Annotated in this window: 17 protein-coding genes; 9 read left to right on the forward strand and 8 right to left on the reverse strand. The window is 71.4% G+C overall.

Annotated features, from left to right (window positions below; all coding sequences use genetic code 11):
• Nucleotides 1–73: 73 nt before the first annotated feature.
• On the forward strand, nucleotides 74–1,453 hold the full coding sequence (gorA, locus tag HLB44_RS00100) for a glutathione-disulfide reductase (RefSeq protein ID WP_173119369.1): 1,380 nt from the start codon (nucleotides 74–76) through the stop codon (nucleotides 1,451–1,453).
• A gap of 9 nt (nucleotides 1,454–1,462) precedes the next feature.
• On the opposite strand, the gene HLB44_RS00105 is transcribed toward gorA, so the two are convergent.
• The gene (locus HLB44_RS00105; RefSeq protein WP_173119371.1) at nucleotides 1,463–3,496 is read right to left on the reverse strand and encodes a PKD domain-containing protein; all 2,034 of its coding nucleotides are present in this window, start codon (nucleotides 3,494–3,496) and stop codon (nucleotides 1,463–1,465) included.
• A gap of 225 nt (nucleotides 3,497–3,721) precedes the next feature.
• Entirely contained in the window at nucleotides 3,722–6,454 is a 2,733-nt protein-coding gene (locus HLB44_RS00110; RefSeq protein WP_173119373.1) for a helix-turn-helix transcriptional regulator, read from the reverse strand.
• 268 nt (nucleotides 6,455–6,722) lie between these two features.
• On the opposite strand from HLB44_RS00110, the gene HLB44_RS00115 reads away from it, so the two are divergent.
• Nucleotides 6,723–7,649, forward strand: coding sequence for a hypothetical protein (locus tag HLB44_RS00115; protein WP_173119375.1), 927 nt, complete (start codon nucleotides 6,723–6,725; stop codon nucleotides 7,647–7,649).
• Nucleotides 7,650–7,657: 8 nt separating this feature from the next.
• Here HLB44_RS00115 and HLB44_RS00120 read toward each other — a convergent pair whose 3' ends face one another.
• The gene (locus HLB44_RS00120; protein ID WP_343051227.1) at nucleotides 7,658–8,518 is read right to left on the reverse strand and encodes an endonuclease/exonuclease/phosphatase family protein; all 861 of its coding nucleotides are present in this window, start codon (nucleotides 8,516–8,518) and stop codon (nucleotides 7,658–7,660) included.
• Between the two features lie 149 nt (nucleotides 8,519–8,667).
• Between HLB44_RS00120 and HLB44_RS00125 the strand changes: the two genes are divergently transcribed.
• The 3 genes from HLB44_RS00125 to HLB44_RS00135 are packed head-to-tail and all read left to right on the forward strand — an operon-like array spanning nucleotide 8,668 to nucleotide 10,776.
• The gene (locus tag HLB44_RS00125; RefSeq protein WP_173119379.1) at nucleotides 8,668–9,306 is read left to right on the forward strand and encodes a LemA family protein; all 639 of its coding nucleotides are present in this window, start codon (nucleotides 8,668–8,670) and stop codon (nucleotides 9,304–9,306) included.
• Nucleotides 9,307–9,330: 24 nt separating this feature from the next.
• Nucleotides 9,331–10,248 carry a TPM domain-containing protein gene (locus HLB44_RS00130; RefSeq protein ID WP_173119381.1) on the forward strand — a complete coding sequence of 306 codons (918 nt, stop codon included), beginning with the start codon at nucleotides 9,331–9,333 and terminating at the stop codon, nucleotides 10,246–10,248.
• 3 nt (nucleotides 10,249–10,251) lie between these two features.
• The gene (locus tag HLB44_RS00135; protein WP_246311994.1) at nucleotides 10,252–10,776 is read left to right on the forward strand and encodes a TPM domain-containing protein; all 525 of its coding nucleotides are present in this window, start codon (nucleotides 10,252–10,254) and stop codon (nucleotides 10,774–10,776) included.
• A gap of 18 nt (nucleotides 10,777–10,794) precedes the next feature.
• Here the strand turns inward: HLB44_RS00135 and HLB44_RS00140 are convergent, their stop codons facing one another.
• Nucleotides 10,795–13,068, reverse strand: coding sequence for a tetratricopeptide repeat protein (locus HLB44_RS00140; protein WP_173119383.1), 2,274 nt, complete (start codon nucleotides 13,066–13,068; stop codon nucleotides 10,795–10,797).
• A 208-nt stretch (nucleotides 13,069–13,276) separates the two neighbouring features.
• Between HLB44_RS00140 and HLB44_RS00145 the strand changes: the two genes are divergently transcribed.
• The 3 genes from HLB44_RS00145 (at nucleotide 13,277) to HLB44_RS00155 (ending at nucleotide 18,387) form a co-directional block, all read left to right on the forward strand.
• A complete protein-coding gene (locus HLB44_RS00145; protein WP_173119386.1) occupies nucleotides 13,277–14,752 on the forward strand; it encodes a hypothetical protein in 1,476 nt (491 codons plus the stop codon).
• Nucleotides 14,753–15,014: 262 nt separating this feature from the next.
• Nucleotides 15,015–16,982 (forward strand): beta strand repeat-containing protein, encoded by a 1,968-nt coding sequence (locus tag HLB44_RS00150; protein ID WP_173119388.1) that lies wholly within the window; start codon nucleotides 15,015–15,017, stop codon nucleotides 16,980–16,982.
• Between the two features lie 103 nt (nucleotides 16,983–17,085).
• Nucleotides 17,086–18,387: a UDP-N-acetylglucosamine 1-carboxyvinyltransferase gene (locus HLB44_RS00155; protein ID WP_173119390.1), complete on the forward strand. Its 1,302-nt coding sequence runs from the start codon at nucleotides 17,086–17,088 to the stop codon at nucleotides 18,385–18,387.
• Nucleotides 18,388–18,441: 54 nt separating this feature from the next.
• On the opposite strand, the gene HLB44_RS36685 is transcribed toward HLB44_RS00155, so the two are convergent.
• Nucleotides 18,442–19,542, reverse strand: coding sequence for a DNRLRE domain-containing protein (locus tag HLB44_RS36685; protein ID WP_217283489.1), 1,101 nt, complete (start codon nucleotides 19,540–19,542; stop codon nucleotides 18,442–18,444).
• A 25-nt stretch (nucleotides 19,543–19,567) separates the two neighbouring features.
• Nucleotides 19,568–20,230: a DVUA0089 family protein gene (locus HLB44_RS00165; protein WP_173119392.1), complete on the reverse strand. Its 663-nt coding sequence runs from the start codon at nucleotides 20,228–20,230 to the stop codon at nucleotides 19,568–19,570.
• Nucleotides 20,231–20,340: 110 nt separating this feature from the next.
• Here HLB44_RS00165 and HLB44_RS00170 point away from each other — a divergent pair, with 110 nt between their 5' ends.
• On the forward strand, nucleotides 20,341–22,125 hold the full coding sequence (locus HLB44_RS00170; RefSeq protein WP_173119394.1) for an ATP-binding response regulator: 1,785 nt from the start codon (nucleotides 20,341–20,343) through the stop codon (nucleotides 22,123–22,125).
• Here HLB44_RS00170 and HLB44_RS00175 read toward each other — a convergent pair.
• Both HLB44_RS00175 and bchE read right to left on the reverse strand, forming a co-directional pair.
• Nucleotides 22,093–22,737: a response regulator transcription factor gene (locus HLB44_RS00175; RefSeq protein ID WP_173119396.1), complete on the reverse strand. Its 645-nt coding sequence runs from the start codon at nucleotides 22,735–22,737 to the stop codon at nucleotides 22,093–22,095. The two genes, HLB44_RS00170 and HLB44_RS00175, sit on opposite strands and share 33 nt — an antisense overlap.
• Nucleotides 22,738–22,782: 45 nt before the next feature.
• Nucleotides 22,783–24,375: a magnesium-protoporphyrin IX monomethyl ester anaerobic oxidative cyclase gene (bchE, locus tag HLB44_RS00180; protein ID WP_173119398.1), complete on the reverse strand. Its 1,593-nt coding sequence runs from the start codon at nucleotides 24,373–24,375 to the stop codon at nucleotides 22,783–22,785.
• Nucleotides 24,376–24,380 lie beyond the last annotated feature (5 nt).

The following is a 24,380-nucleotide window of genomic DNA, read 5'->3' on the forward strand; positions in this document are numbered from 1 at the left end:
TAACCGTCGCCGGCGGTCTATCCTCGCGGCCTTGGCCGATCGGGCCCATCGTGCCAAAAGGGGAGCCTGCAGCGTGAACGACACCTTCGACCTGATCGTCATCGGCGGCGGCTCCGGCGGCGTGGCCTGCGCGCGCCGCGCGGCGCACCACGGCGCGCGCGTCGCGCTGATCGAGGCGGTGCGCGTCGGCGGCACCTGCGTGCTGCGCGGCTGCGTGCCGAAGAAGCTGCTGATGTACGCGGCCCAGATCGGCGACACGCTGCGCGAGGCCGCCGGTTACGGCTGGCAGCTGCCTGAACGCGCCAGCTTCGACATGGCGGCGTGGCAGGCCGCGAAAGCGCGCGAGCTGCAGCGGCTCGAAGGCATCTACCGCGAGCTGCTGTCGACCAGCGGCGTCACCTTCATCGAAGGCGCGGCGCGGCTCGACGGCCCGGGCTGCGTGCAGATCGGCCCGCGCCGGCTGCGCGCGCCGCACATCCTGCTGGCGACCGGCGCATCGCCGGTGCGCGACAGCATCCCCGGCATCGCCGGCTGCCCGACGTCCGACGAGCTGCTCGACCTCGAGGCGCTGCCGGCGCAGGCCGCGGTGGTCGGCGCCGGCTACATCGCGGTCGAGTTCGCCAGCATGCTGGCGCGCCTGGGCGTCGAGGTGACGCTGCTGTACCGCGACCGCCTGCCGCTGCGCGGCTTCGACGAGAGCCTGCGCACGCGCGCGGCCGAGGCGCTGGAGGCGGCCGGCGTCACGCTGATGCCGGGCCTGGCGCCGCTGTCGCTGACGCACGACACCAGCGGCCGCTGGTCGCTGCAGTTGCCGAACGGCCAGGCGCTGCAGCGCCGCTGGGTGCTCAATGCCACCGGGCGGCGGCCGAACAGCGCCGGCCTGGGCCTCGACAGTGTGGGCATCGTCGCCGATGCGCGCCACGCGGTGCCGGTCGATGCGCGCGGCCACACGCAGGCCGCCGGCGTCTATGCGATCGGCGACCTGACGGCGCGCCACAACCTGACGCCGGTGGCGATCGCCGAAGGCCGCACGCTGGCCGACGCCTTGTTCGCCGACGGCGATGCGGCGCTGGGGCTCGAGCGCGTGGCCACCGCGGTGTTCATGCTGCCGCCGATCGCCAGCGTCGGCCCGACCGAGCTGCAGGCGATCGCGCAGGGCCACACGCTGGACGTCTTCGAGGCCGACTTCCGCCCGATGCGCACGGCCTTCGTCGGCGGCACCGAGCGCTGCTACATGAAGCTGCTGGTCGATGCGGCCGACGACCGCGTGCTCGGCCTGCACATGCTCGGCGCCGATGCACCGGAGATCGTGCAGAGCCTCGCCGTCGCGCTGCAGGCCGCTGCCACGAAGGCCGATTTCGACCGCACCGTCGCGGTCCACCCGACGATCGCCGAGGAGTGGGTGCTGATGCGCACGCCGGCGCGCAACGTGGCCGCTGCTGCGCCGGCGTGAGAGGAACGCTCAGGGCCGCGCGATCGAGTCGCTGGTCTCGGTGTTGTTCTGCGGCATGTAGGTGTAGGTGTTGCGGGTGACGCTGTTGACGGTGAAGGTGAACACGCCGCTGCCGCGGACGCTGGGCGACAGGAAGCGCGCAACGCCGGTGCTGTTGGTGCTCAGCACCACCGACGGCCGCGTGACCAGGCCGCTCCAGGCACCGTTGACCGTCGCGCCGACCAGCGGCAGGCCGTTGCCATCGACCACCTTGACCGCCGCGACGCCCGAAGCCGCGCCGCCGACGCCGATTGCCAGGCTCATGGCGATGTCGGAGACGCGCATCGTCTTCCCGGTTCCGCTCGCCGGATCGACGGTGATCGTCACGGCACTCACCGAGCTCAGGCCGAGCGCGTCGGTGACGGTCAACTGCGCGTTGTAGCTGCCGGGGTTGCTGTACAGGTGCGTCGCAGTGCTGCCGCTGGCCGACGCCCCGTCGCCGAAGGTCCAGCCGTAGGCGACGATGCTGCCGTCCGGATCGCTGGAGCCGGTGCCGGAGAAGTTGACCGTGAACGGGGCCGGGCCGCGCACGGCCGAGGTGCTGATCACTGCCACCGGCGCCTGGTTGACGGCGGTCGTGAAGCTCACGGTGAGCGCGTACTGGCCGATGCTGCCGTAGGCCGGATAACCGGTCGTGCCGGCCTTGCCGGTGCCCTGCACCGACAGGTAGTAGGTGCCGTTGGCCGGCAGCGTGACGGTGATGCCGGCGGTCAGTGTGTCGACCGGGTTGGCCGTCGCCAGCACGTTGTTGGCGCCGTCCCGCAGCGTCAGCAAGGCGTCGAGGTTGGCCGAGCGCACCGCCGGGGTCAGCGTCAGCGTGGCCGGACCGGCCCCCGCGCTGAACGAGAACACGTCGACATCGGTCGGCCGCTCGATCACGCCCTCGGCGGCGGCGCTGCTGATGCCGGCGTTGCTGGTGGCGTTGAGCGCGGTCGCCGTCGCGTGGGTGCTGCCGTGGTCGTCGATGCGCAGCGGCAGGCCGTTGGACTGCATCACGACGTAGTCGTCCTGCGGGTTGCTGGCGCCGCTGTACTCGCCCTTGCTCCACTGCACCAGCGCCTGGTAGTAGCCGACGCCCATGATCGGCGCCCAGCCGGTCGCGCCGCTGCCGTGGCCCGAGTAGTAGCCGGCGGTCGCGGTACCGTCGTGGCCCAGGCCCATGTTGTGGCCGGCCTCGTGCGAGATCGCCTCGGCGACGTTCTTCTCGCCGGCGCCGAGCGCGTCATAGAACACCAGCGCGGGCTTGTAGTAGTCGCTCGTGTCGTCGTAGATGCCGAGGTAGGCGACGCCGCCACAGCCGCAGCTGTAGACGCCGGTGCGGTGCGTGATCAGCACGGTGGTGCCGAAGATGTCGTCGGAGGAGTTGCTGCGCGTGATGCGGTCCGGGCTCGGCGGCTCGGTCGTGACGTCGACATCGAACGCGGCGAAGTCCTCGGACACGCGCTGCCAGATGTACTGGATGCGCTGCAGCTCGGCGGTCGAGAAAGTGCCCGGCTGGCCATCCATGTCGAAGGCCTGCGCATTGATGGTGCCGTTGGTGTTCCACACCGTTCCGGTCAGCGTCGCGCCGCGGAAGTTCAGGTAGATCGTGCGCTTGGCGCCGGCGCGGCTGTGCAGCAGGAAGGTCTGGTCCAGCGGTGCGAGCGTGCCGTCGAGCAGGCCGGAGGTCGGCAGCGGCGCGGGGCTGGCCGGCAGCGGCGTGTCGATCTCTTCGATGAAGAAGGCGCGGCCGCGCTGGTCGAGGCGCAGGCGCCTGTCGCGCAGCAGCATCGCCTTGAACTCGTCGGCCGACTTGCCGTAGTAGGTCGCGACCTCGCCCAGCCGGCTGCCCAGCGCGTCGATCGCGCGCTGGCCGCCGACCTGGCGTTCGGCCAGCGCGACCACCGGGAAGACTCCCTTGTTGACGTGCGGCACCACATCTGCCGGCGGCCCCGCCGCGGCAACCGGGCCGATCAGGCCCAGCGCAAGCAACACCGGACCGAGCAATCGGGGAATCTGAATCATGTAGCGGCTCTCGAACAGCTGACCAATGAAAGCAGGCGCGGGTGCGCCGACGGCGGCGATGGTAGGGGGGTGCGCCGATCTGGCGCAGCGCAATTGCGAAACGTTACCGACGCAATGGTTCGTGCACCACGCCGTCGCCCTGGGCGTGCACTACGCACGGCCGGCGCGGCCGGCGGTCGGCTATAGGGGCCAGAGGGGCTATGGGGCGACCGCGGGCGCGGCGTCTCAGGCGCCGCGCAGATACCAGGCCGCGGCCTGGCCGCGCGACTGCAGCCCGAGCTTGTCGAGCACGTTGGCGACGTGGCGCTTGACGGTGTGCGGGCTGATGTCGAGCGCCCGCGCGATCAGCTTGTTGCTGGTGCCGGTGGCGATCAGCGCCAGCACCTCGGCCTCGCGCGAGGTCAGCCCGGCGTCCGCGGTGGCCACGCTATCCGCCGCTGGAGTCGCGTCGCCCGCGGCCGGCTCGGCGGACGCGGCGGGCGCGCGCTCGATCGGCGCGTCTGCGGACCCGTCGCGCAGGTCCGCGGCGGTCGACGCGGCGGTCTGCAGCAGCAGCTGCTGCGCCGCCGGCAGGCGCGCGCCCCAGGCGGTGTCGGCCAGCGTGCGCAGCGCCGCCGCGCCGGCCATCCAGGCGTGGCCGAGGTCACCGTCGCGTTGCATGCGTTCGAGCGCCGGGCCCACCGCCTGCGCGGCGAGGTCGGGCTCGCCGCAGTGCACCCAGGCTTCGGCACAACGCAGGCGCAGCTCGACGTGATGGGCCATCACGTCCATCTCGTGCAGCTTGGGCAGCAAGGTCTGCAGGCCGTCGGCGGCGGCGCGCCAGCGGCCGCTGGCCGCCGCGTGACGCGCGCGCACGGCGATCGCGCGCGGGTTCTGGTACTGCGTGCTGCGCAGCGGGTCTTCCTTCAGGAATGCGGCCCAGTGCGCGATCACCTCGGGCCCGGCGCCGAGCGTATGGTTCATGCGCACGCCGTAGACGGCGACCTGGTGCTGCCACAGCCGCAGCCGTTCCGGAGCGGCGCCGGACTCGCGCGCCAGCATCGCATCCAGGCGCCGGCCCAGCTCGTCGGCGCGGCCGCAGATCGCGCACTCGATCAGCCGGAACAGCGTGATCGCGATCTCCATCTCGCCGGAGCAGGCGAGCCAGCGCAGATCGGCCTCGGCTTGCACGATGTCGGCGCGGGCCTCGTCGATGCGGCCGGCCCACAGGCGCACGAAGGCGCGCTGCGCGATCACTTCGCCGCGCATCGGCAGCGGCCGGCTGCCGATGCGCGCGAGCGCGCCGTCGACATAACGCTCGAACCACTGGCGCATGCCGGGCAGCGTGCTCCAGTTCGGCGCCGGCACGCATTCCCACCATTCGAACAGGCTCGCGCCGCGCTGCAGCGACTCGACCACCTCCTGGTACAGCGCCGGCAACGCATGCAGCTGGCCGCGCCGGAAGTGCTGCGTCGCATCGGCCATCAGCAGCAGGCGACGGGTGTGCGGCGCCAGCGGCTCGGCGTGCAGCCCGGCAATCAGCCGCTCGGCCTCGGCGTTGCGGTCCATCGCGTACAGCGCCATCGGCAGCAGCGCCTGCGCATGCTGGCGCTCGGCTTGCTGGTCCTGCGCCGCCGCGTGCGCCAGCGCGGCGGCGAAGTGGCGCTCCATCGCCGGCCAGTCCCAGCGCAGCAGCGCCACCGTGCCGGCCAGGCGTTCGAGCCGGGCCGATGCGGCGCGCCAGCCGGCATCGAACTGCTCGATCAGCCGCTGCACCTCGCCAACGCCGCCGCCGACGAAGAGCTCCGGCGCGGCGGCATCGAGCGCCGCCTCGGCGCCGGACCAGTCGCCGGCGCGCAGCAGGTAGCCGATGCGCCGCGCCGGGTCGGGCTCGGACGCGGCAGCGCGGTGCAGCAGCGGATTCAGCTCGCCGGGCAGGCGGCGCTCGAGCCGCGCCTCGAGCGCGGTGCGGAACAGGTCATGCAGCACCAGCGTGCGTTCGGCGGTCGCCAGCGTGGTGACGAAGAGGCCGCGGCGCTCGATGTCGTCGAGCAGGTCGGCGGCGTTCCAGGCGCCGCTGACGGCCGCCGCCCGGGCCGCGGTGAGCTCGGGCAGCACGGCGCAGCGCAGCAGGAAGTCGTGCAGCGGCGCCGGCAGCGCGTCGAGCACCTCGCTGGTCAGGTAGTCGAACAGGTAGCGCTCGGTCAGCGCACCGGCGGCGGCCAGCCCCGGCCGCGACTTCAGCGCCACCAGCGTCAGCCGCAGGCCGGCCGGCCAGCCCTGCGTGCGCTCGATCAGCGCCGTGGCATTCGCGCCCGCCGCGGCCAGGCCTTCGGCGGCGATCAGCGCGCCCGCCTCGTCGCTGCTGAAGCGCAGCGCCGCGGTATCGAACTCGGCCAGCTCGTCGGCGGCGCGCCAGCGCGCGAGCGACAGCGCCGGCAGCTCGCGGCTCGACAGCACCAGCGTCCAGTTGCGCGGCAGCCGCTCGATCAGCTGGTCGCCGAGCGCGACCAGCGCGCGGTCGGCGACGCGGTGCAGGTCCTCCACCACGATCACGCCATGCGCGACGTCGGCATGCGCCATCGCGGTGACCAGCTCGTCGAGCGCGCGCCGCGCACCGTCGTCGCCGGCGCTGACGTGCGGCACCAGGGCCTCGGGCAGCGTGCGCCACGGCAGGTCGAAGGGCTCGAGCGCGGCGGCCAGGCAGGCGAACAGCCGCGCCGCGTCGTCCCCGGCATCCAGCGACACCCACGCCAGCGCCGTGCCGGCGGGCAGCGCCGCGGCCAGCGAGGCCAGCGCCGTCGTCTTGCCGTAGCCGGCCGGCGCGTTCAGCAGCACGATCCGGCGCGTCAGCGCGGCGTCGAGCAGCGCGGCATCGAGCGCCGGCCGTTCGATGCGGCGCGCACGTGGGCGCGCGGCCTGGATCTTGGTGGCGGCGAAACGCGGCGGATCGGTGCGCGGGGCGTGGGCGGTGGACATGTCAGTGCCGCCCGGCCGCCCGAAGGCGGTGACGCGCCCCAGGGATCCCGCAAGGGATCCTTCGGATCCGTGGGGGCAGCGAACGAAGTGAGCGTGGGGGTTTCATCCTGGGCCGATGCTAGCGGGCCGGCTCGCTCAGCCGCCGTCCCGCCGCTGCTGTCGCGCCTCCACAGACGTGAGGATCACGCGCCGCGCAGCGCGCCACACAATTCCTCGCGCCCCTGGCAATCCGGCCCCGGGCAGCGCTGCAACGAGCAAGGGAGTCCCCATGATCATCACGATCGTCAACATGTCGAAGCGCATCGCTGACGCCGAATTGCAGCGCGTGGTTCGCGCGGTGAACCGGCAGATTCGCGAGGACTTCGAGCCCTACTGGAGCCTGGGCGCCACGCTGCGCCTCGAAGGCAAGAGCAAGAATTCACCCGACAAGCTGAACCTGCCGGACATGCGCGGGGACGCGGTCCTCTACGTCTGGGACAAGGTCGACGTGCCGGGGGCGCTGGGCTATCACGACGCGAACGCCCGCGGCATTCCGTACGGCTTCGTGTTCACGGACCTCGAACAGGCCCTCAACGAGGCCTGGACCACGACGCTTTCGCACGAGGCGCTGGAGCTGATCGCCGATCCGCTGGTCAACCTGCTGGTCGCGGGACCGCATCCGAGCGAGGACCGCACCGTCTTTCATTGGTACGAGATGTCCGATGCCGTGCAGGGCGAGGCGTACACGATCGACGGCGTCGAGGTGTCGAATTTCGTGCTGCCGCTGTATTTCACGCCGACCACCGAGGTGGGCAGCCGCAACGACTTTCTCGGCATTGCGCGTGATGGAGAAACGCTGCCGTCCTTCGGCATCAATCCCGGCGGCTACATCGGCTTCTTCGATCCGCTGGCCGGCGAGCACGGCGAGCACGTGACGTTCTCGATGGCCGGCGACACGGACGCGCTCAAGCGCCTCGAGGCCAAGCGCGCCCTGAGCGCCGACGGTGGTTCCGGCGGACGCCGCGGCTACCGCATCGCAGGCTGGCCGCGCGAAAGGGCGCTCGCCCCGGCCTCACGCGGCGCCCGCGCGCCCGTCCGGGCGGCGGCTGCATCGCCGCCCGCCGCCTACCGCGGCTCCAGCCAGGCGGTCGCGGTGGAGCAGATGGCGACGGCCGTGTCGTCGAAGTGCAAGCGCCGGTTCGAGCAGGTGTCCTGAGCGCCGGATCAAGCGTGCATTTCCAGGTCGACGATCAGCGGCTGGTGGTCGGATGCGATGCACGCCGCATCGACCGCCACCGCGCGCACCCTGCCGGCCAGGTCTTCGGTGACGAAGACGGTGTCGAAGGACTGCGGCTGGTCGTTCCACTGCACCCGGTCGTGCACCCCGGCGGTCAGCGGATGCTCGACGGCCGGGCAGGCCGCTTCCCACGCATCGCGCCATGACGGCGTAGCGTCGTCGAATGGCGCCACGAGCCGGGTGCGCTCGGGCGAGCGGGGGCCGCAATTGAAGTCGCCGGTCAGGATCGCAGCCGTGGCGCCGATCGCGGCGTCGTAAGGACCGCCTGATCCCGAGCGCGGGCGCGCGCGTCGCGCGTGGTCTGCCGCGTCGGCGTGCAGCGCGCGCAAACACTCGACTTGAGCGGCCCGTTGGCGCGCCGAGTAGTACTCGAGGTGCGTGGTCATCACGCGCAGCGGCCCGATGGCCGTGTCGATGATCACCTCCAGCGCCATTCGCTGCATGCTGCGCACGGCCGGGTCGGCGGGCCATGGCAGCAGGTGCCGCCGCACCGATTCGATCGGCAGGCGCGTCAGGATCATGTTGCCGAAACGGCGGCGGCGCCGCGCCGAGGCGGCCATGTCGGTGGCCACGCCGGCCACGGCACGGTGCCGCGGCAGCCGGCGCGCCAATGCCGCGAACTGATCCCGGCCGTCGCAGCCGGCGAGCTCGGTGGCCGAGAAACCGTCCGCGACTTCCTGCAGGCAGATGATCTCGGGCGTTCCGAGGCACTCGATCTCACCGACGACGCGGTCCAGATCGACCCGGCCATCGGCCCCCCTCCCCCATTGAATGTTCCAGGTCAGCACTCTCAACGCTCACCCCTCTCATCGGCCCCACGCCGCCTTGCGAATTTGGCATTCGAGGGCAGCGCGGCCATCAACCCGATTGTTGAGAGTCGCACGGGGCACGCCGCTTGCTGCACGACGTTCACGTCCTTGCAGCGCGGGAGTCGCCCATGCTTCGTCGTTTTCACCCGTGGCGGCTCCTGCCGGTGCTGCTGCTCGCCGCCGTCCTGTCCGGCTGCGGCTACAACGAGTTCCAGCGCCTCGATGAACAGGTGCGTGCCGCATGGGCCGAGGTGCTGAACCAGTACCAGCGCCGCGCCGACCTGGTGCCGAACCTGGTCGCCACGGTCAAGGGCGAGGCGAACTTCGAGCAGGAAACGCTGACCCGCGTGGTCGAGGCGCGCGCCAAGGCGACGTCGATCCAGGCGACGCCGGAACTGATCAACGATCCGGCCGCGTTCCAGCGCTTCCAGGCCGCGCAGGGCGAGCTGTCGAGCGCGTTGAGCCGGTTGCTGGTGGTGACCGAGAACTATCCGAACCTGAAGGCCAACCAGGGCTTCCAGGACCTGCGCGTGCAGCTCGAGGGCACCGAGAACCGCATCGCCGTCGCGCGCAACCGCTACATCCAGGCGGTGGCGGCCTTCAACGTGCTGGCACGCAGCTTCCCGACCAACCTGACCGGCAAGATGTTCGGCTATGCGCCCAAACCGAGCTTCACGGTGGCCAACGAGGCGCAGATCAGCGTGCCGCCGACGGTCGACTTCACGAACCCGAATCCGAAGCCGCCGGCGCCGGCGGCCTCGCGCTGAAGCCGGCGGCGGAGCGCATCACCCATGCTCGCCGTGCTGGCGTTGTTGTTGTCGCTGCTGGCGCTGCCCTGCGCCGCCCAGCAGCCGGTACCGCCGCTGACGGCGCGCGTGATCGACAGCACCGCGACGCTGACCGAAGCGCAGCACGCGGCGCTGGAGGCCAAGCTCGCCGCTTTCGAGCGCGATGCCGGCCCGCAGATCGTCGTGCTGATGGTGCCGACCACGGCACCCGAGGACATCGTGAGTTACGCGCAGCGGGTCGGCGAGCAATGGAAGATCGGCCGCCGCGAGGTCGGCGACGGGCTGCTGATCGTGATCGCGAAGAACGACCGCCAGGTGCGCATCGCGCCGGCCAAGGCGCTCGAGGGCGCGGTGCCGGACCTGGCGGCGCGCCAGATCATCGAGCGCCAGATGGTGCCGGCGCTGCGCAGCGGGGACTTCGCCGGCGGGCTGCACGCGGGCATTGACGCGCTGATCGCGCGCATCCGCGGCGAGGCGCTGCCGGCGCCCGCGCCGCCGCGTGAAGAGCGCGGCGCGCGCGGCAGCGGGCTCGACTTCGGCGCGCTCGGCCTGTTCTTCTTCGCCGGCGTGCCGATCGTCGGCGGCATGTTGAGCCGCGTCGTTGGCCGCCGCTTCGGCGCGCTGCTGACCGCCGGGGGTGCCGGCGCGCTGGCCTGGCTGATCGGCGGCGGCATCGTGATGGCGATCGGCGCCGCGGTGGTCGCGCTGCTGATGGTCGGCGTGTTTGGTGGCGGCGGCGGCATGGGCGGCATCGGCGGGCGCGGCCGGCGCGGCGGCGTGTTCGGCGGCGCCGCGCCGCCCATCATCTGGGGCGGTGGGGGTGGCGGCGGCTGGGGCGGTGGTTTCTCCGGCGGCGGCGGTGGTTTCTCGTCCGGCGGCGGCGGTGATTTCGGCGGCGGCGGCGCGTCCGGCCGCTGGTGAGCGATGAAGCCGATGCCGATGCCCGCGCGCTGGTGGCGCCTGCTGAGGCACCGCTGCTTCGATGAGCGTGATGCGCGCCGGCTGCTCGACGAGGCCGCGCTCGACCGGCTGCAGCAGCGCATCGCGGCCAGCGAGGGCCGCCACAGCGGCGAGATCCGCGTCTGCATCGAGGCCGGGCTGCCGCTGGCCGAGCTGTGGCGCGGCGCCAGCGTGCGCGAGCGTGCCGTCGCGCTGTTCGGCGAGCTCGGCGTCTGGGACACCGAGTTCAACAACGGCGTGCTGATCTACCTGCTGCTGGCCGAGCATGCGATCGAGGTCGTCGCCGACCGCGGCCTGAACCGCGTCGTGCCGCCGGCGCACTGGCAGCAACTGGCCGAGCGCATGGCCGCGGCCTTCCACGCGGGGCAGTTCGAAGCCGGGCTGATGCAGGCGATCGATGCGGTCGAAGCCCCGCTGCTGCGGCAGTTTCCGCTCGCCCGGGGCGCCGCCGATGTCAACGAGCTGCCGGACCGGCCGGTGCGGGTCTGAGCTCGCGCCGGCGCGAAGTCAGGGCGACTCGGCCGGCAGCACGTAGCGCGTGCTCGGCCCCTTGCCGACCTGCGCCAGCAGCCCGCGCGCCGCCAGCTTGCCGAGGTGTTTCGACGCCGTCGCGAGGCCGACACCGCACAGCTGCGCATAGGCGCTCTTGTTGACCGAGCCGGCCGCCAGCAGCCGCTTCAACAGCTCCTCGCCGCTGGACCACGCGACCAGGTCGGTCGACGCGCTTCGCCACTGCGCACTCAGCCGCTGTTCGCGGCTCAACTGGCGCTCGAAGACATCGCGCAGCCGGTCGAGCTCGGGCGCGAAGCGCTCGCGCAGGCCGTGCTTGTCGAGCAGCTGCACCGCCGCCTCACGCTCCTTCACGGCCATCTCGACGTATGCGCGGGCGATCGCCAGCTGCGCCTCGATCTGCGCCAGCGGCTCCAGCGGCACCGCCAGCGCCGCGCGATGCCGCTGCACCTGCGACATCTGCTCGAAGTGCGCGGCCAGCTCGGCCGGCAGCATGCGGTCGATGAAGGCCTCGTCGCGCGGCCCGAGGATCTCGCGCTTCAGGCGCCGCGTGGCCTCGATCGCCGCCGCATCGCCGCCCTCGGGCCAGCAGGCCAGCGCGGCGCCGATGTGGGCATCGCCGAGGCGCTCGTCGACCGGATCGTCGAGCGCCTGGAAGCGCTTGTAGAACGCCTCGGCCATGTTGTAGTGCGCGCGGCCGACGAGCACGCGCAGGCCCGCGCCCTGCGCGATCTCGAGCGCGCGCGCGTAGTGCTCGATCGCCGGCTCGTACTTGCCCTGCCAGAAGTACGCGGCGCCGGCATTCAGGTGCGTCGCGGCGACGGTCTCCGGCTCGACCGCGAAGCGGCCGGCCATCTCGAGCACGCGCTGCGAGTAGTCGATCGCCCGCGCGAAGTCCTTCGCGTCGCCGTAGATCAGCGCCAGGTTGCCCCAGGTCTTCAGCACCGCCTCGCGGTCACCGAGCCGCTCGTAGGCCTGCAGCGCGCGGTGCTTGTGCTCCAGCGCGCGCTGCAGCTCGCCGCTGCGGCGCCAGTATTCGCCCCAGGCCTGCTCGAGCATCGCGATCTGCTCGGCCGCCTGCGGGATGTGCTCGCGCAGCGCTTCGGCGCGGTCGAGCACGGCCTTCGAGCGCGGATCGTTGCGCAGCACGTACAGCCAGCCCAGCTTGACCAGCGTGTCGACATGGGCCTGCAGCACCTGGGGCGCGGCCGCCGCCGGGTCGTCGGACAGGCCAGCCCGGCGCAGGAACTCGGCGCTGTCCTGATAACACGCAAACGCCCTGTCCGGGTCCCGCGCCTCGTCGACCTTGCCGAGCACGCCGTAGACGATGCCGAGCATCAGCGCATCGTCGGCCGCAGCCGCCAGGCGCAGCGCCTCCTCGCAGGCCGCGCGCTCGGCGCTCGCGTCGCCGCGCACGCGCCACAGCGCGGCACGCGCCAGGCACAGCTCGAAGCGCATGCGCGGCTCGAGCGGCTGCGCGGCGAAGCGCTGCAGCAGCGCATCGGTGTCGGTGTCGCTCGCCAGCTCGATGCGAAAACGCTGCAGGCAGGCGATGAAGCCGGGCACGTCGCCGGCGTGCAGCAGGTGCCACAGCGCGGCGCGGGCGCCGTGCGATTGCAGCGCTGACGCGGCGCGGCCGGCGTGCGAGCGCAGCGCCGCCGCGGCCTGGCGGATTTGCCACGCGGTGCGCGCGGCGCCGTCGGCCGGCAGCAGCGTTTGAAGCTCGTGCTGCAGCCGCAGGTCGCGCTCCAGCGCGGCGTCGCCGTGCGGCGGCGGGCCGAAGAGCTGTTCCGCCAGGCGCCGCCGGCCCTTGTCGACATAGCGGTAGAAGGTGCTGCCGCCGACGCCCCACAGCCCGCACAGCTGCTCGGCCGCCGGTTCATCGCCGCGCGGCCGGTAGCGATCCGGGAAGGCGGCCACCGGCTCGAAGCCCGCGTGGCACATCAAGGCCAGCAGCGGACGCCAGGCGGTGCGCACGACCCAGTCGTGCTCGCTGATGCCGCCGAGGCCCGGCGCGCCATCGGGCCGCAATGCGGCCAGCGCGGCGCGCAGCAGCACGATCCAGGCCGCCGGCTGCGGCGCCGGATCGTCACCGAAGACATCACCGGCCACCGCCCGCAGCGGCGCCAGCAGGCGGCGCGCGAACCAGCGCGTGAGCAGCGGGCGGCTGCGCAGCAGCTCGTCCAGCGTGCCCGCCTTGTGCGCGGCCAACACGGTCGTCAGCACCGGTTCGAAGAAGGCCCGGCGCCGCGCGACGCGGTGGCGACGCAAGCTAGGGGGGTGCGCAGCGGCAGACTCGACCATCATCCAGCGATCGTCTACGGTGTCCGTGCGGGCGGCGCGAAAGTGTGCATGTGAATGCAACGCGGTCCGGCCGTAGTGTGGCCGCCCTGTCGCCGCCGGGCCGCCCCAAGGCGACATGCCCCCTCGGGGGGCCGACGCCGAAGGCGTCTAGGGGGCGCCTAACTGGAGACACCCCATGCCCAACCTCACTTTCAGCAGTCCGGCGTTGCCCGGCACCCCCGCGCCGGTCGGCGTCACGTTCGCGGTCTACGCCCCTTTCGGCACCGACGAGGTGCTGAGCGAATACCCGTCCGGCACCGCGCAGCCGATCCAGCAGCATCCGCTGGTGCAGCACCTGGTGCAGGTCAGCCAGTGCGGCGTGCACGTGTCGGCGCTGATCGACCTGCATGGCGATGACAGCTACCTGGTCGACATCCCGGCCAACAAGCCGCTGTCGATGCAGATCGCCTCGCGCTGGAAGCAGGACATGCACTCCCCGCGCACGCTGGCCGGCTTCCTGCGCCGCGCGCGCCAGCTGCATCCGGAGACGGCGATGGTCTTCGCGCTCGAAGGCCATGGCGCCGGCTTCCTGCCCGAGCTCGACATCAGCCAGCTGACGACTGCGAATCTGACGCAGAACGGCAGCCTGCAATGGAAGATCACCGAAGGCCAGGGCGAGCCGCTGCTGCCGATGGGCTCGCCCCTGCTGCCGATGGGCTCACCCTTGTTGCCGATGGGCTCGCCGCTGCTGCCGGTGAACCACCTGCCGCTGTCGACCTGGGGCCTGGGCCATGCGCTGAAGGACGCGCAAGGCGCCGGCCGCAAGCTCGCGGTGATCCATTTCAACAACTGCTTCAACATGGCAGTGGAAGTGCTGCACACGGTGGCGCCGTTTGCCGATGTCGCCACCGGTTACATGAACTACAACTTCTTCACGAGTGGCGAGACCTACCCGAACGCCTTCAACAAGCTGAAGACCGCCGGCAGCGCGACGACGCAGCAGTTCGCGCAGTGGCTCGCGGAAGCCAACCGCGACCTGCTGGCGAGCAAGACGCACCACCCGACCACCGGCGGCGTGGTGCCGCTGTCGCGGCTGCCGCAGATCGCCGGCCGCATCGACGTGCTGGCGCAGGCGCTGGTCGGCGTGCTGAGCAGCGCGACGCCCGAACAGCGGCCGGCGGTGGTCAGCCGCGTGCGCACGGCGCTGGTCAAGGCGCAGCAGTACGACACCGTCGGCGCGCCGAAACTGGACGCACCCGACGAGCTGACCGATCTGTGCAGCCTGGCCGAGCAGCTGAGGAGCTTTCTCGGCAGCGCGGCCGTGGCCGACGCGGCCGCGCAGCTGCAGGCGGCGCTCGGCGGCATCAAGGTCTACGGCGCCAAGACCACCCCGTGGATTGCGCCCGAGACGATCTGGGACTTCTCGCGGCCGACGCTGGCGATGAACATCCTCTGCCCCGACCCGCTGCTCGGCGGGCTGTGGGATTGGCGCTCGCCGTACTACCTGCAGAAGGTTGCGACGCCGGTGCAGCCCCAGGTGATCGACTTCCTGAAGTCCACCGCCTGGGTCGACTTCATCATTGAATACCACCGCCAGGCGCCATTCGTAGGCCTGCGGCCGGCGGCGATTCCGGCCTATCCGATCTTCAACCGCAAGCACACCTTGCCGTAGGTGCCGTAGCGCTGATCTCCCGAACGCCGCCCCTCCCATCGGCCCCTGCGGACATGCCCGTCCGCAGGGGCCGATCGCTTTAGGGGGCCGCGGCGCCGGCCGCGGCGCAATCGTCCAGCCATCGTCTGCGGGATGTGAATGCGTCGTGCGACTTCGCACGTCGCGGCGCAAGGGGACCCGGCGCTGCAATGGCGCCCTCGCCGCCCTTCCGGCGGGGACCGGACCCCGGTCAACCCACTCAGCTGTTCAAGGAGATCCTCCCATGACCATCATCATCCATGGCGACAACAACGCCAACGTCTTGAATGCCAGCGCCCTCGACGACCACGAGCTCTACGGCCACGGCGCCAACGACACGCTGAACGGCAACATCCAGGACGATCTTCTCGACGGCGGCACCGGCGGCGACAAGATGAGCGGCGGCGCCGGCAACGACGTCTTCATCGTCGACAACATCGCCGACACGGTCGCCGACTCGAGCGGCACCGACCGCGTCGAGTCGACGATCAGCTACACGCTCGGCGCCACGATCGAGAACCTGTACCTCACCGGCGCCGCCAACATCAACGGCACCGGCAACGGCCTGGTCAACAAGCTGATCGGCAACAGCGGCAACAACACGCTGAACGGCGGCGCCGGTGCCGACGTGATGGCCGGCGGCAACGGCAACGACACCTACTTTGTCGACAACGCCGGTGATGCGCTGCTCGAATTCGCCGGCGCCGGCACCGGCATCGACTGGGTCAATTCGACCGTCAGCCACACGCTGGGCGTCAACTTCGAGCACCTGGACCTGATCGGCATCGCGCCGATCAACGGCACCGGCAACGACCTGGCCAACACGATCTACGGCAACAGCGCCAACAACGTGATCGACGGCAAGGCCGGTGCCGACACGATGGCCGGCGCCGGCGGCAACGACACCTACTACGTCGACGTCGCGGCCGACGTCGTCAGCGAAGCCGCGGGCGGCGGCACCGACACGGTGTACTCGCGCGCCGCCACTTTCACGCTCGGCGCCAACGTCGAGCACCTGGACCTGCTCAACACCGCGATCATCGTGGTGCCCGGCGGCGGTTTCGACGTGCTGCCCGGCGGCATCGACGGCACCGGCAATTCGCTGGCCAACACGATCGAAGGCAGCAGCGGCGCCAACGTGCTGCGCGGCATGGGCGGCAACGACACGATCTACGGCGAAGGCGGCCACGACACGCTGGACGGCGGCACCGGCAACGACAACCTGCACGGCGGCACGGGCGACGACCAGTACGTCGTCGATGCGGCCGGCGACAACGTCATCGAGCTGGCCGGCGAAGGCACCGACAGCGTCAGCGCGTCGGTCACGCACACGCTGGATGCCAACGTCGAGAAGCTGACGCTGACCGGCGTCGGCAACATCAACGGCACAGGCAACGCGCTGGCCAACACCATCACCGGCAATGCCGGCAGCAACTGGATCGACGGCGGCGCCGGCGCCGACACGATGAGCGGCGGCGCGGGCAACGACTTCTACGTCATCGACAACGCCGGCGACGTGGCCAGCGAGTTGGCCGGCGGGGGAACCGACTGGGTCTATGCCGGCATCAGCCACACGCTGGCCGACCCCGACATCGAGAACCTGGTGCTGACCGGCGTCGCCGCGATCAACGGCACCGGCCACGCCGGTGCCAATTCGATCCACGGCAATGCGGGCAACAACGTGCTGATGGGCCAGGCCGGCAACGACACCCTCTACGGCAATGGCGGCAACGACACGCTGCAAGGCGGCACCGGCGCCGACGCGATCCACGGCGGCGTCGGCAACGACACGCTGCGCGCGGTCGACAACGTGGCCTTCGTCGACGACGCGGCCGAGGACCGCTTCCACTTCGACACCGCACTGAACGCCTTCACCAACGTCGACCTGATCGACAAGGCCAACTTCACCGCCGCCGGCGGCGAAGGCACCGACGACGAGCTGGTGCTGGAGAACAGCATCTTCAGCGCGCTGCTGTCGACGGTGGGCACCAACACCGGCACGCTCGGTGCCGCCTACTACTTCGAAGGCGCCGCCAACGGCAGCGGCCAGTTCGACCCGATCGGGATCTACAACAACACGGCGACCGGGCAGCTGTTCTACAACCCGACCTTCGGGACGGCCGGGGACAGCGTGCTGTTTGCGGTGGTGAACCTCGTCGGCGTGGCGGGCGGGTCGGCGGTGTTGTCGGCGGAGGAGTTCACGTTGGGGTGAGTTGTGGACCGGGGCCTGCGCGCCGCGAGCAGGGTGCTGTTACGCGGCGGCTGGCGGGGTGCGACGACAATTGGGCTTTCGTCGCCCCCGCCCGAGCCCCCCGATGTCCAACCTCGTCGTCCACGGCGGCACGCCGCTCACCGGCCGCGTGCTCCCCTCCGCCAACAAGAACGCGGTCCTTCCGATCCTCTGCGCGACCCTGCTGACCCGCGAGCCGGTGACGCTGCACGGCATCACCGAAATCACCGATGTGCGCAAGATCCTCGAGTTCTTCCGCTCGATCGGCAGCGCGGTCGAGGTCGACTACGCCGCGCGCGTGCTGAAGGTGCACCACCGCGACACGCTGTTCGACGAGCGCCAGCACAAGCTGCCGGAGGAGATGCGCTCGTCGATCATGCTGGTGCCGCCGCTCTTGGCGCGCTTCCAGGTCGCGCGCATCGAGGACGACGTGCAGGGCTGCACGCTGGGCGTGCGCGAGATCGATCCGCACGTCGAGGTGATGGAGCGCTTCGGCGGCCAGGTGGCTCGGGCGCCCGATTCGATCACCGTGCGCAGTGCCGGCCGGCTGCGCGCCAACGACCACTGGCTCGACTACGCGTCGGTGACGACGAGCGAGAACTTCGTGCTCTGCGCGACGCTGGCCGAGGGCGTGTCGACGCTGACCAATGCCGCCTCCGAGCCGCACGTGCAGGAGCTGTGCGACTTTCTGGTGATGCTCGGCGCGCAGATCGATGGCCGCGGCACCTCGCGCGTGACGGTCACCGGCGTCGAGGCCTTGCGCGGCGGCGAATACACCTTCGCCGAGGACTTCCACGAGATCGTCACCTTCCTCGCGCTCGGCGCGATCACCGGCGGCGACGTGGTGGTGAAGAACTCGGTGCCGCGGCAGTTCCCGCTGCTCGACCGCACCTTCGCGAAATTCGGCGTGACCATCGAGCACCACGAGGGCTGGTCCCGCGCGAAGACCGACGGCCCGCTGCGCGTGCGCGAGCCCTTCACGCGCAACATGCTGCAGAAGGTCGAGGCCGCACCCTGGCCCTACGTGCCGGTGGACCTGCTGCCGATCTTCATCGCCATCGGCGTCAGGGCCGAAGGCAGCGCGATGTTCTGGAACAAGGTCTACGACGGTGCGCTGGGCTGGACCTCGGAAGTGTCGAAGTTCGGCGCCCACGTCTTCCTGTCGGACCCGCACCGCGTCGTCACCTTCGGCGGCAAGCCGCTGACGCCGGCCGAGGTCGAGAGCCCGTACATCATCCGCGTGGCGATCGCGCTGCTGATGCTCGCGGCCAGCATTCCCGGCCGCTCGGTGATCCGCAATGCCACGCCGATCCGGCGCGCCCATCCGCGCTTCGTCGAGAACCTGCAGGCACTGGGCGCACGCATCGACTGGACCGAGGAAGAGTAGCGCGCATAAGACGCGTCAGAGGCTTCGCGTGCGGCCCCCGCCGGCCGTTCGATGTCAAGGCCCGCTGACGCTGGTGGCCGACGAGCAGACGACGAACATGTTCATGATCCGGCTGCTGAGGCCCTCGTTCCTCACGATGCAGCGGTACGCGTGCTGCGGATTGGCCGGATCGGGACCGGTCGAGACGATGGAAACGTCATTGGCCGCGTTGTTGTCGTCGCGGTGGCCACAGCCGCCGCCAACCACGTAGGTCTGCGCGGGGCAGCCCAGGAATCGCTGGGCCCTGGTCACCGCCCCCTGGTCCCACGAACGGGTGAGGTAGCGCAAGGTCACCGGCCCGGCCAGGCCGGTTGCACCCGTGTCGCCCTTGTCCCCCTTGGCGCCGGTCTCGCCCTTGTCGCCCCTGGCGCCCGTGGCGCCCGTGGCGCCGGTCGCGCCAGTGGCGCCCGTGGCGCCGGTCGCGCCAGTGGCGCCCGCGGCGCCAGTGGCACCCGTATCACCCTTGGCACCGGTGGCACCGGTGGCACCGGTGGCACCGGTCAATCCGCGCGGCCCCTGGTCGGCCAGCGTCAGGTCCAGCCGCGCGGCGTGCGCGGTGGCGGTGTTTTCCTTGCTGTCGAAGAAGGCCACGGTGCCGGGTGCCGAGACATCGGGTGCCAGCAGCAGGCCGAAATTGCTGCCGGGGTTCTGGATCCAGTCGCGTGCCAGGCTCGTGACGTCGACGCTGACGAACTGCTGCGCGCCGTTGACGGCAAAGCTCACGCCGCTGCCCGGGCCGCCCGGCACCGGCGCCGCCGACGCGGTGGCCGTGCTCTCGGACCAGGCCGAGCGCAGCGGCTGGGCCTCGACGCTGCCGGCGCTGCCGATGCGGTTGACGTACAGCACCAGCGAGGCCTTCACCAGCTTGCCCGGCGTCATCGCCGCCGGCAGCGTCGAGAGGTCGAAGCGCAGCAGCGCGGTCGCGCCGCCGCCCACATTGAGCGTTGGCAGGTTGCCCATGTTCAGCGCCGGTTGCGCCGGGCTCAGCGTGACGTCGGCGGCCAGCGGCGCGTCGAGCGCCCAGGCGGCGGGGATGCACAGCGCCAGCGTCGTGGCCAGCAGCGCTTGCGGGGTGCCGCCGCGTCGCGGCAGCCGGTGAGGGAAGGCAGTGGCCATTGAGGACTCTCCTGGGTTGGGTTTTTCAAGCCGAAGGACGGGTGCTGCGGGCCGTGCGGCGCGCCAGCGCCCACGCCGCGCCGGCCAGCACCAGCAGCGCGGGGCTGGCCGGCTCGGGCACGCTGCCGATCGATATGTCCAGCGCCCAGTGCGCGTCGCGCTGCGCACCGTCCACCTGCACGAAGTGGAGCCCGGGCTGGCCGGCGAAGAGCTGGCCGGTGTAGTCGGGCACGCCGTCCTGCGCAAAGCCGTCGTCGAAGAAGGTGCCGAGCGGCTCGTTGCCGTCCTGCGTCAGCACCAGGCGGTAGTGACCGGCGGCAAACAGGCCGTCGAACATCGCGTCCCAGCAGAAGCCGGTGGCGGGATCGGCGCTGCCGCCCTGGGCGCAGGTGTGCGTGCTGCCGCGCACGATGCGCAGCAGGCCCTCGGTGGCTTCGAACAAGGCCAGCACCGGCACGAAGCCGCCGGCGGCCACCGCGTCGCCGGCGGCATTGGTGCCGCCGGCATACGACCAGGTGGTGGCGCTCAGCCGCGTGGCGGCGGCGAGGTCGAAGTCGATCACGAAGCGGTCGTCGTCGCCATCGAAACGGCCCTGGTAGCTGGTGATCGCGGCGGCGGCCGGTGCCGCCAGCGTGGCCAGCGTCAGCGCGAGAGCGGCGAGTCGGGCGGTGGTGCTTGAGGTGTGCATGGCCGCCACTCTAGGCAGCGCGTTCGCCGCCCGATAGCCATCGAACGGATCGGCCGACCCCCTCCGGACGGATGGGCTGCCAGTGCACTATTCACGGCATGATCCGGCCCATGGTCGGCCCCCTGCTGATGAACCGCACCCTGCTGCGCGCCCGCGAGCCGACCGACGCCCGTTCGCGCCTGGCGATGCTGCATGCGTACTTCGAGTACAGCCGCTACAGCCTGGTCTTCGCACTGCTGCTGATCACGATGCAGGTGGTCTACATCGCGGGCCGCGTGCCCTGGAGCCTGCTGCTGGCCTGGCTGCTCGGCAGCGTGCTGATGCTGGCCACGCGCTGGCACTGGCGGGCCCGTTTCCTCGCGCAGAGCGCGGCGCGCACGATGGCCGAGCTGGACGCCTGGCGCTGGCGCGCGGTGGCCGGCGCCGGCGGCGCGGGTCTGATGTGGGCGGTGGCGCTGCTGATGGACTTCGAGCCCGGCGACGTCACCTCGCAGATGTTCTGCGCCACCATCGCCTGCCTCACCTGCGTCGGCAGCATCAACGTGATGGCGCCGGTGCCGCGCGCCTTTCATGCGCTGCTGCTGCCGGTGATCACCACGCTGACGCTGCAGTTCCTGAGCCTCGCCACGCGCGACAACTTCAGCGGCTTCTACCTCGCCGGGCTGACGCTGGTGGCCGCGGTGATGGCCAACGGCCTGGCGCGCAACCACTCGAAGCTGCTGCACGAGAGCCACGAAATGCGCTTCGAGCGCGAGGCCATCATGCTGCAGCTGGAGGAGGCCAACGCGGCGAAGTCGCGCTTCCTGGCCGCAGCCAGCCACGATCTGCGCCAGCCGCTGCACGCGCTGGGCCTGCTCGCGAGCCAGGTGCGCGACGAGGTCGAGGGCCGGCGCGCCGCGCAGACGGCCGAGCGCATCGAGACCATCGTCGGCTCGCTCGATAAGCTGGTCGATGCGCTGATGGACATCTCGCGCCTGGACAGCGGCCGCATCGAGATGCACGTGGCGCCGCTGCCGCTGGCGCCGGTGTTCGAGCGTCTGGCCGGCGAGTTCGCGGCGCTGGCCGAGGACCGCGATCTGCAGTGGCGCCTGCGGCCCACCGGGCTGTGGGTGCACTCGGACCCGGTGCTGCTGGAGCGCATGCTGCGCAACCTGCTCGGCAATGCGCTGCGCTACACCGAGTCGGGCGGCGTGCTGCTGGCGGCGCAGCGGCGCAGCCATCCGGACGGCGACCGCGTGCGCATCGGCATCTGGGACACCGGCATCGGCATCGCGCCGGAGCACCAGCAGAAGGTGTTCGACGAGTTCGTGCAGCTGCACAACCCGGGCCGGCTGCGCGAGCTGGGCCTGGGGCTCGGGCTGTCGATCGTCGCGCGGCTGGCCAAGCTGCTCGAGCACCGCGTCGGCGTGCGCAGCCGGCTCGGCCGCGGCTCGTGCTTCAGCATCGAGCTGCCGCTCGCGCCGGCGCTGCCGGCGGCCGCACCGGCGGCCGTGCTGGCCGGGCCGCTCGGCGAGCCGCTGGCCGGCCTGGGCGTGGCGCTGGTGGAAGACGACGATGCCGTGCGCGACTCGACGGTCGGGCTGCTGCAGCGCTGGGGCTGCCATGTCTGGGCCGCCCCCAGCGCGCCTCAGCTGCAGGCGCTGCTCGGTGCGCCGGACCGGCTGATCTGCGACTGGCGCCTGGCCGAAGGCGACGGCATGCAGGCCATCACGTCGCTGCGTCGGTGGCTCGGTACCGAGGTGCCGGCCCTGCTGCTCAGCGGCGAGACGGTGCCCGCAGCGGTGCTCGAAGCAGCGCGCCAGGCCGGCGTCGAGGTGGCGCGCAAGCCGCTGCCGCCGGCGGCGTTGCGGGCCTGGCTCGGATCACCCCTGGCGCGGGGCGAGGCTTTGCAGTAGCTGCCGGCCGGCCAGCACGGCCTGGGTGCGGTTCTTGACGTTCAGCACGCGGAAGATCGTGACGAGGTGGGCCTTCACCGTCGGCTCGGCCAGCTCGAGCTGGCGCGCGATCTCCTTGTTGGCCAGGCCGCGGGTCAGGCTCTCGAGCACGTCGCGCTGGCGCGGCGTGAGGGCTTGCGCGGCGGCCGGCGGCGGCTGCAGGTTCAGCAGGAACGGCGGCACGTAGCAGTTGCCGTCCAGCACCAGGCGCAGCGCGTGCGCCAGCAGCGCGGTGTCCGCTGACTTCGGCAGGTAGCCGGCGGCGCCCAGGCGCAGCGTCTGCTGCGCCAGCACCGGGTCGGTGTCGCCCGAGAGCATCGCCACCGGCAGCATCGGGAAGGCCAGGCGCAGCTCGCGCAGCGCCTGCAGCGGCTCGGTGCCCGGCAGGTGCACGTCCAGCAGCACCAGCGCCACGTCGGGCCGCGCCGCCAGCACGCCATGCGCCTGGGCCAGGGTCGCGGCCTGGCTGACTTCGCTGTCGGGCCACTCGCGTTGCAGCAACTGCACGATGCCCTCGCGCGCGATCGGATGATCGTCGATCACCAGCAAGTGCAAGCGCGGGGTGGCAGGCATGGCGGCGCGAGGATAGCGCAGCCGCCGCGCCCGCGAAACACCCGGTTACCGGGGCGACGTCACGGCAGCTGGGGAATGCTTGCGTGAAGGATGAGCGGGCGCCCCGCGCTGGGGATCCGCGGCCCGGTCGATCGGAATGACCCTGCGCCGCCGCGCCAACGCGTATTCACGCTCCACCAGCGACGGCCCGAGGAATTCGCGCAGCGTCGGTCCGTGCTTCAACAGCGGGTTGTCGAAGAGGAACTGCGCCACTTCGTGAAACCAGACCCGCCGCCCGATGCGCGTGTACCAGCGCATCGCGTGGAGAAAATCCGCATCGCCGCGGAACAGCAAACGCGCCAGCGCACGCGGCCGCAACTGCATCGACAGCTCGATCGCCTTCGACCACAGGAACACGCGCCACGGCGGCACGCCCTTGGCCGCCAGCACCTGGTGCTTGTAGTCCCAGCGCCGCGTATCGGGCTGGATCACGCGACGATCGGCCACCGTGTCGTAGAACGGCGTCCAGCGGTGCGGTGTCGCGAACAGCAATTGGATCTGATCCGGGTCGTAGCGCCACAAATGGCGCAATGAGCGCCAGTAGTCGCGATCGGACTCTTCGCTGAAGCCGATGACGTAGGTGGCCATCGAAACGATGCCATGCTGGCGCAGCAGCCGGATGGCCTCCGCATCTTCGCTGGTCGTCGCGCCCTTCTTGATGGCTGCCAGGGTCGCTTCGTCGTAACTCTCGATGCCGAGCAGGAAGCGGATCACGCCGGCACGCCGGTACAGGTGCAGGATGTCGGCATCACGCACGATGTCGCCGGCGCGCGTCGAGCCGACGAGCAGCAGCGGCACATTCTCGGCGATCAGCGCTTCGAGAAACGCCTGCCAGGCCTTGCGCGAGCCGGTGGGCAATTCGTCGGCGAAATTGATCAGCTCGACGCCGTGCTCGCGGTGCAGGCGCGCGAGCTCCTTCGCCAGCTTCACCGGATCACGATGCCGCCAGCGCGTCCAGTAGCCGCGCTGGCCGCAGTAGTTGCACAGGTACGGACAGCCACGCGCGAATTGCACCACCACCGCGCGCTTGCCGCCCCAGTACGAATAGCGGCGGTGATCGATCAACTCCCAGCCGATGCGATGGGCGTCGAGGTCCAGGATCATCTCGGCGGCCGGCGTGTCGATCACCCGGCCGTCGCGCCGGAAGGCGATGCCGCGCACCGCGTCGAGCGCTCGCCCGGCGGACAGCGCCTGCACCAGCGACCGCGTCGTCTCTTCTCCTTCGCCACGCACGACGATGTCGATCTGCGGCGACTCGCGCAGGATCTCGTCCCAGTGGTAGGTCGGGTGCACGCCGCCATAGACCGTGACCAGCCGCGGCAGCGCTAGCTTCAGCAGTGCGCACAGCGCCAGCACGGTGGCGTGCGCCGAGCTCGAGCCCGAATGCCCGAGCATCACGATGTCCGGCCGAAACGCCCGCGTCCGTTCGACGATCTGCCGCAGCGTCAGCGGGCCGAACTCGGCGTCGAGCAACTGGACGTCGAAGCCGGCGTCGATCAGCGGGCCGCCGATGCTGAGCAAGCCCAGCGGCGGCAAGTGTTCGCGCGGAATGCGGCTGCCGATGGCCGTGTGCGGCGGATTGATCAGCAGGATCTTCATCGTGC

The sequence above is a fragment of the Pseudaquabacterium terrae genome (genome assembly GCF_013266755.1).
Classification (GTDB): Bacteria; Pseudomonadota; Gammaproteobacteria; order Burkholderiales; family Burkholderiaceae_C; genus Pseudaquabacterium; species Pseudaquabacterium terrae.

Coding starts and splice junctions, on each gene's coding strand:
- HLB44_RS00170 (WP_173119394.1), top strand. CDS start 20,341: ATGGTCGGCCCCCTGCTGATGAACCGCACCCTGCTGCGCGCCCGCGAG.
- HLB44_RS00155 (WP_173119390.1), top strand. CDS start 17,086: ATGTCCAACCTCGTCGTCCACGGCGGCACGCCGCTCACCGGCCGCGTG.
- HLB44_RS00175 (WP_173119396.1), bottom strand. CDS start 22,737: ATGCCTGCCACCCCGCGCTTGCACTTGCTGGTGATCGACGATCATCCG.
- HLB44_RS00125 (WP_173119379.1), top strand. CDS start 8,668: ATGCTTCGTCGTTTTCACCCGTGGCGGCTCCTGCCGGTGCTGCTGCTC.
- HLB44_RS00105 (WP_173119371.1), bottom strand. CDS start 3,496: ATGATTCAGATTCCCCGATTGCTCGGTCCGGTGTTGCTTGCGCTGGGC.
- HLB44_RS00145 (WP_173119386.1), top strand. CDS start 13,277: ATGCCCAACCTCACTTTCAGCAGTCCGGCGTTGCCCGGCACCCCCGCG.
- HLB44_RS00110 (WP_173119373.1), bottom strand. CDS start 6,454: ATGTCCACCGCCCACGCCCCGCGCACCGATCCGCCGCGTTTCGCCGCC.
- HLB44_RS00165 (WP_173119392.1), bottom strand. CDS start 20,230: ATGCACACCTCAAGCACCACCGCCCGACTCGCCGCTCTCGCGCTGACG.
- HLB44_RS00150 (WP_173119388.1), top strand. CDS start 15,015: ATGACCATCATCATCCATGGCGACAACAACGCCAACGTCTTGAATGCC.
- HLB44_RS00130 (WP_173119381.1), top strand. CDS start 9,331: ATGCTCGCCGTGCTGGCGTTGTTGTTGTCGCTGCTGGCGCTGCCCTGC.
- HLB44_RS00115 (WP_173119375.1), top strand. CDS start 6,723: ATGATCATCACGATCGTCAACATGTCGAAGCGCATCGCTGACGCCGAA.
- HLB44_RS00135 (WP_246311994.1), top strand. CDS start 10,252: ATGAAGCCGATGCCGATGCCCGCGCGCTGGTGGCGCCTGCTGAGGCAC.
- HLB44_RS36685 (WP_217283489.1), bottom strand. CDS start 19,542: ATGGCCACTGCCTTCCCTCACCGGCTGCCGCGACGCGGCGGCACCCCG.
- bchE (WP_173119398.1), bottom strand. CDS start 24,375: ATGAAGATCCTGCTGATCAATCCGCCGCACACGGCCATCGGCAGCCGC.